Origin of the sequence: Albidovulum sp., from assembly GCF_008933605.1 — a bacterium.
Classification (GTDB): Bacteria; Pseudomonadota; Alphaproteobacteria; order Rhodobacterales; family Rhodobacteraceae; genus Albidovulum.
Map to the genome: position 1 here is coordinate 1 of NZ_WBUS01000178.1, position 5,911 is coordinate 5,911.

Annotated in this window: 3 protein-coding genes, 1 tRNA gene and 2 pseudogenes; 1 reads left to right on the top strand and 5 read right to left on the bottom strand. The window is 69.0% G+C overall.

Translation table 11 applies throughout. The annotated features are described in order from the left end of the window. Nucleotides 1-604, top strand: a pseudogene (locus tag F9K34_RS16425) (recombinase family protein); the annotation flags it as partial. A gap of 354 nt (nucleotides 605-958) precedes the next feature. Here F9K34_RS16425 and F9K34_RS16430 read toward each other — a convergent pair. The 5 genes and pseudogenes from F9K34_RS16430 to F9K34_RS16450 all read right to left on the bottom strand — a co-directional run. Next, nucleotides 959-1,048: transfer RNA gene (locus tag F9K34_RS16430), tRNA-Ser, on the bottom strand. Between the two features lie 68 nt (nucleotides 1,049-1,116). Next, nucleotides 1,117-1,836, bottom strand: coding sequence for an alanyl-tRNA editing protein (locus tag F9K34_RS16435; RefSeq protein ID WP_291338199.1), 720 nt, complete (start codon nucleotides 1,834-1,836; stop codon nucleotides 1,117-1,119). Beyond that, entirely contained in the window at nucleotides 1,833-4,295 is a 2,463-nt protein-coding gene (locus F9K34_RS16440; RefSeq protein WP_291338200.1) for a DUF3772 domain-containing protein, read from the bottom strand. The genes F9K34_RS16435 and F9K34_RS16440 overlap by 4 nt, the downstream gene beginning before the upstream one ends. Next, nucleotides 4,295-5,326 (bottom strand): cysteine synthase A, encoded by a 1,032-nt coding sequence (locus F9K34_RS16445; RefSeq protein ID WP_291338201.1) that lies wholly within the window; start codon nucleotides 5,324-5,326, stop codon nucleotides 4,295-4,297. The genes F9K34_RS16440 and F9K34_RS16445 overlap by 1 nt, the downstream gene beginning before the upstream one ends. Before the next feature lie 50 nt (nucleotides 5,327-5,376). After that, a pseudogene (locus tag F9K34_RS16450) lies at nucleotides 5,377-5,911 on the bottom strand (hypothetical protein); the annotation flags it as partial.

Genomic DNA, 5,911 nt, shown 5'->3' on the forward strand with positions numbered 1-5,911 from the left:
TACCATCGCCGTGCATCTCGCCGCCTCGGCCGCACGGCACGCGGTCCTCGCGCAACCCGAGGCCGCCGAGGCGGCACCGGCTTCCGCCGCCATTGCCCTCCTCGCGCAGTCAATCAGGCGCGAAGAATGCCGGGCCGGCGCGGCGCTCATCGACACGATCGCCCTCGCCCGCGGCCGCCTCGACATCGATCTCGACCGCGATGCCGTGGCGGCGGCGGCCGGTCTTCCCGCCGCGCGGCTCCATCCCGCTCTCTTGCGGATCGAGGCGCCCTTCGCCTGCCGCCGGCGCGGCGTGGAGACGCGGATCATTGCCGGTGACCCGCTGCCCGCCCCCGACGCCACCCTCATCCGGGCGCTTCGCAACGCCCATCGCTGGGCCGAGGCGCTGAAATCCGGCACGGCCCTCGGCCGGCTCGCCGCGGCGGAGAAGGTCGCCGAGCGCTACCTCGCGCGGATCCTGCACCTCGCCGGTCTCTCGCCGCGCATCCAGGCCGCCATTCTCGACGGGACCCAGCCGGCCGACCTCACGCTCGAGCGCCTCGCCAAGGTGCAGCTTCCGCTCGACTGGAATGCTCAGGAACGGCTCCTCGGCTTCGCCCGCTGAGGGCTTTCCCTGCACGGGGCAATTCTTTCCCTGATCGGCCTCGGGCCGTTCCCTGTTCGGTCGAATTCTTTCCCTGTTCGATCGCGCAGGGAATTGTCCAGGCAAGCCATTGTTATTACTGGGTGAATCTCTGTGGCAATCGGCGAAAACGGCCGCGGATTGGGAAAATTCGCTGTAAATCCGGCCGGAACAGCGAAAGCGCACCGGGCTTTCGGGCCAGGAGAGACGGCCCGCCGTTTTGATAGGGAACCGGCCGATGCCGTGCGTCTCTCCGCTCTCGCGGGTTCGGTAAGCGGCCGGAATCGCGCGGGAATTCCGCAGGAAATCGGCGACAGGGAAAGAGACGGGGGTCGGTGGCGGAGAGAGAGGGATTCGAACCCTCGAGACGGTTCCCCGCCTACACACTTTCCAGGCGTGCGCCTTCGACCACTCGGCCACCTCTCCGTGGGGCGCTACTTAGCGTCCGGCGGGGCGCCAAGGCAAGGGGCGGCGACAAAAAATCCGCCGTCCGCTCAGCCCGCGAGAATGAGGCTCACGCGCCGGTTCTGCCGACCCTTGTTCTCGATCCGGCCGATGGTCACGCGGCCGATCTCGCCGGTGCGCGCGACATGTGTTCCGCCGCAGGGTTGCAGGTCGATCACGTCCGGGGCCTGGCCGATCCGGACGAGACGAACCCGGCCCTGCCCAGCGGGCGGCGCTACCGACATGGTCTTGACCAGGCCGGGGTTGGCGGCGAGTTCCGCGTCCGTGATCCATTCCGAGGTCACGCCGAGGTCACGGTCGACGAGCGCGTTGACCCGTTCCTCCAGCGCGGTCACGTCACCCGGCGCGTGCGGCATGTCGAAGTCGAGCCGCCCCCTGCCCTCGCCGATCTGGCCGCCGGTCACGGGCAGCGGGATGACCACCGAAAGAAGGTGCAGCGCGGTATGGACCCGCATATGGGCATGGCGCCGCGTCCAGTCGATGCGCTGCAGGATGCGGGTACCCGGCGGGGGAAGCGTCGAGGGTTCTGCCGGGACGAGGACGACAGCCCCCGCCTCGCCCTTCACGGCCGTGGCGATCGCGATGCGCCCTCCCTCCCATTCGAGCGTTCCGGAATCGCCCGGCTGGCCGCCACCGGTCGGGTAGAAGAGGGTCTGGTCGAGGATGACCCCGCCTTCGGCCGTGTGTCCGGTGACCGTGCCCGGAGCCTCGCGCCGGTAGGCATCCTCGCGGAACAGCAGGATCGTCATCGCCCCTCCCCTGCCTCCTCCGCCTCGTCGGCTTCGGGATCGTTGCGGATGAGACGGGGGTCAGGTGCCGTCGTCGACCCACTGGTAGCGGGAGATCCCTGCGCTGTCGCCCCGCCGGGCGCCCTGCCCGGACTGCCCGCGACCGCGCCTCCGAGGGCCTCGGGATTGCGGATCCAGAGGTCGCGCTGGGCGAAGGGAATCTCGATGCCCTCGGCCGCGAACCGCTCGGTGATCTGGTGCAGGATCTCGCTTTGCACCACCAGCTTGAAGTTCACGTCAGAAAGGATCGCGCGGATCTCGAAATTGAGGCTGTCGGCGCCCAACCCCACGAGGAAGACGCGGGGTGCGGGATCGACGAGCACGAGCGGCTGGGCCTCGGTGATCTCGTGGAGCATCGCCTCCACCTTGCGGGTGTCGCTGCCGTAGGCCACGCCCACCGGGATGATCAGCCGGCCGGTCTGGTTGCCGCGGGTGAGGTTGGTCACCACACCCGAGACGAGGTCGGCGTTCGGCACGATCACGTCGGTCCGGTCGAAGGTCTCGATCCAGGTGGAGCGGACGGAAATGCCCTTGACGATGCCCATCTGGCCGTTGACGTCGATCATGTCGCCTTCGGAAATCGGCCGCTCGATCAGGAGGATGATGCCGGACACGAAGTTCTGCACGATGTTCTGAAGGCCGAAACCGATACCGACCGAGAGCGCGCCGACAACATAGCCGAGCGCGGAAAGGTCGATCCCTGCGCCGGTGATCGCGACCAGCGCGGAAAGGAAGATGCCGAGATAGCCGAGACCGGAAATGAGCGCGTTCTGAACGCCCTTGTCGAGCTTCGTCCGCGGCAGGATCGCCGACCGGAGCGCCCCCTGGGCGAGCCGTGTGATCGCATAGCCGATCGCGAAGATGGTCAGGAACGCCAGGAGGACGGAGGGAGAGAGCCGCGTCTCGCCGATCGTCAGCCCCTCGCTGAACCGGGTCCAGAGTTCCGAGAGGTCGGCCGTCCGGGCGCCCCAGATCAGCGCGAAGCCCGGCAGCGCGAGGAGCATGAGGCCGAAGCCGATCAGCACCGGCAGCAAGGCCTCGCGCCCTTCCTCGCCCGACCGCGTGGCCACGAGGTAGATGTCCGTCGCGAACCGCTGCAGGACCACGATGACGCCGACCAGCCCCAGCGAGGCGACGGTCGGCCAGATCAGCGCGTTCGCCGCCGCGACGTAGCCCACGACCGCCAGGAGCGGCGCAACGACGGAGACGGTGACCGCCACCGAGCCGATCAGCCGCAGCATGCGGTCGCGGAACTCGGCCGCGCCCGGTCGCACGTCCGCAAGGGACGGACGCAGGATCAGCCCCAGCCGGAAAAGGAATATGGCGACGACGCAGACGAGCGGCGCGGCCCAGACGGCCTGCGCCGCCATCGAGAGCGGTGGCCGAACCTCGGTGATGAAGGCACGCCGGAACGCCTCCGCCGCGGCGACGAGCGCGATCATGTTGACGTGGAAGCGCGCCTCGGCAGGGCGGTTTGTCAGATCGGAACCGTGACCGGCCTCGGAGCGGAACAGCCAGGCGGCAAGCCAGCGGAGAGTGAAGAAATTGACAGCCGCCGATGGCAGCGCGTTGACAAGAGCCGCCGAACGTATGCCGGTCATGCCGGTCGCACCGATCGCCGCGACGAGGAGGATCATGCCGAGAACCGGCACGATCACCTGCCCGAGCGACACGACGGCGGCAACGATGTCGCCGCCGCGGATGTTCGCCCGCGTCAGGAGCCGCACGGAAAGCCGCTCGATGAAACCCGGCCCACGGAGAAGCAGTACGCCGGCGATCGCCAGGAGAAGGACGATGACTGGCAGGTTGTTCTTCAGTTCGGTGCGACGTGCCGGATTGCTCCAGGCTTCCTCGGCCTCGTTCCAGAGCGTACGGGCCCCGCCCGTCAGCACGGCCAGGCCGGCGGGCCAGTTCGCCGGGTTGATCGGCGTCGGCGACAGCCTGAGCAACTCGCTCGCCTGGCGCGCGCGGATGCGGGCGTCGATCTGGCGGATGAGACCGTCGGCCCGGCTGTACGCCTCCACGGCCGTGAGCCCCGGCGCCTGCAGCCTGGTCAGTTGCTCGCCGAGCGCCTTGCGCCTTTCGGCGATCTCCGGCGCGTCCGGCCGCTCCTCGGTTGGCGCGGGGCCGAGCGAGGCGATCTGCGCCTTCACGGTCTCGATCTGGGCGGCATTCGCGTTCTGCGCAGTGGCGAAGGTGCTGCGCCAGGCGACGATGCGCTCGCGCAGCGACTCGAGCGCCTGGTTGCTGACGCGGTCGGCCGCCAGCGCGTCCTCGGCACCCTGCGCGTCCTTTTCCCACTGTGCATAGTCCACCACCGCCTGGTCTTGCGCGAACGCGGGCACGACGCCCACGCGCCCGCCCGCCAGCACGGCAATCGCCAGCAGGAGAAGGAGGAACAGGGGGCGAAGACCGCGCATCAGTCCACGAAGGCGCCCGGCAGCGGGCGCTGGGGGCGGTCGAGCCACCCGGGAACCGGCAATCCCTTGGCCTTGAGGAAATCGGGATTGAAGAGCTTCGACTGGTACCGCGTGCCGTAGTCGCAGAGAACGGTCACGATCGTGTGGCCCGGGCCCATCACGCGCGCCATGCGGATCGCGCCGGCGACGTTGATCCCGGACGACCCGCCGAGGCAGAGCCCCTCCTCCGCCAGAAGGTCGAAGACGATGGGCAGCGCCTCGCTGTCGGGGATGCGGAAACTCATGTCGGGCGTGAAGCCTTCCAGGTTGGCGGTGATCCGGCCCTGCCCGATCCCCTCGGTGATCGAGGAGCCCTCGGACTTCAGCTCGCCCGTCGTGTAATAGCTGAAGAGCGCCGCCCCGTCGGGGTCGGCGAGCGCGACCTTCACGCCCTTCGGCTGGAGCGCCATGGCGACGCCGGCGAGCGTGCCGCCCGAACCCACGGCGCAGACGAAGCCGTCCACCCTGCCCGCGGTCTGCTCCCAGATTTCGGGGCCGGTCGTCTCCAGATGCGCGAGGCGGTTCGCCACGTTGTCGAACTGGTTGGCCCAGACGGCGCCATTTGGTTCGGTTTGTGCAAGTTTTTCCGCCAGTCGGCCAGAATAGCGGACGTAATTGTTCGGATTCTTGTAGGGCGCAGCCGGAACCTGGACCAGTTCGGCACCTGCCAGGCGCAGCATGTCCTTCTTTTCCTGACTCTGCGTCTCGGGGATGACGATTACCGTCCGGTAGCCCATGGACGCGCCCACGAGGGCGAGACCGATGCCGGTATTGCCCGCCGTCCCCTCGACGATCGTGCCCCCGGGCTTCAACGTGCCCTTCGCCACCGCGTCGCGGATTATGTAGAGCGCGGCGCGGTCCTTCACCGACTGGCCAGGGTTGAGGAATTCCGCCTTGCCGAGGATCTCGCAGCCCGTCAGTTCGCTCGGACCCCTCAGCCGGATCAGCGGCGTGTTGCCCACGGCCGCCGCAAGGTCCTTCGAGATGCGCATGTCGGTCCTCCTGTCGCCTGCCCCATTCCTAGGCCGCGACCGGGCCGACCTCAAGTCAAACCGGCATCCGCGCGCAGCCGCGTCCGGTTGCGGTCCAGCCAGTAGGCAAGCAGGATCAGCGGCCCGCTGTTGACCTCGCCCGTCTCGACCATCTCCATCAGCCGGTCGAAGGACACCAGATGGCTGCGGATGTTCTCCGCTTCGGTATGAAGCCCCGCGACGCCTGCCGCGCCATCGGGAAGGTCGGCGAGCCCGACAAAGGTATAGAGATACTCGGCCACACAGCCCGGCGAGGGATAGTGGTGCGGCGCGGGCACGAGCGCGCGCAGCGCCAGCCGCGCCTCCTCCTCGGCCTCGCGGAGGCGCCCCATCGCCAGATGGCACTCGGCGAGGTTGGTCCTCACCATGGCCTCGCCCCGCCGATCGCCCAGGGCTCGGGTCAGCTCCAGGTCGACCTGGAGGAAGCCGATCGCCTCCTCGAGCTGCCCCCCCCGGAGCGCGATGCGCCCCAGGTTCCCGAGGGAGATCGCCGTCCCCTCCCGGTCGCCGGTCTGCTGCTTGATCGCGAGGGCCCGGGCGCAGAGG

What these genes read in the sequence shown, in the direction of transcription:
- F9K34_RS16435 (WP_291338199.1), bottom strand. Translation starts at nt 1,836, where the DNA reads ATGACGATCCTGCTGTTCCGCGAGGATGCCTACCGGCGCGAGGCTCCG.
- F9K34_RS16440 (WP_291338200.1), bottom strand. Translation starts at nt 4,295, where the DNA reads ATGCGCGGTCTTCGCCCCCTGTTCCTCCTTCTCCTGCTGGCGATTGCC.
- F9K34_RS16445 (WP_291338201.1), bottom strand. Translation starts at nt 5,326, where the DNA reads ATGCGCATCTCGAAGGACCTTGCGGCGGCCGTGGGCAACACGCCGCTG.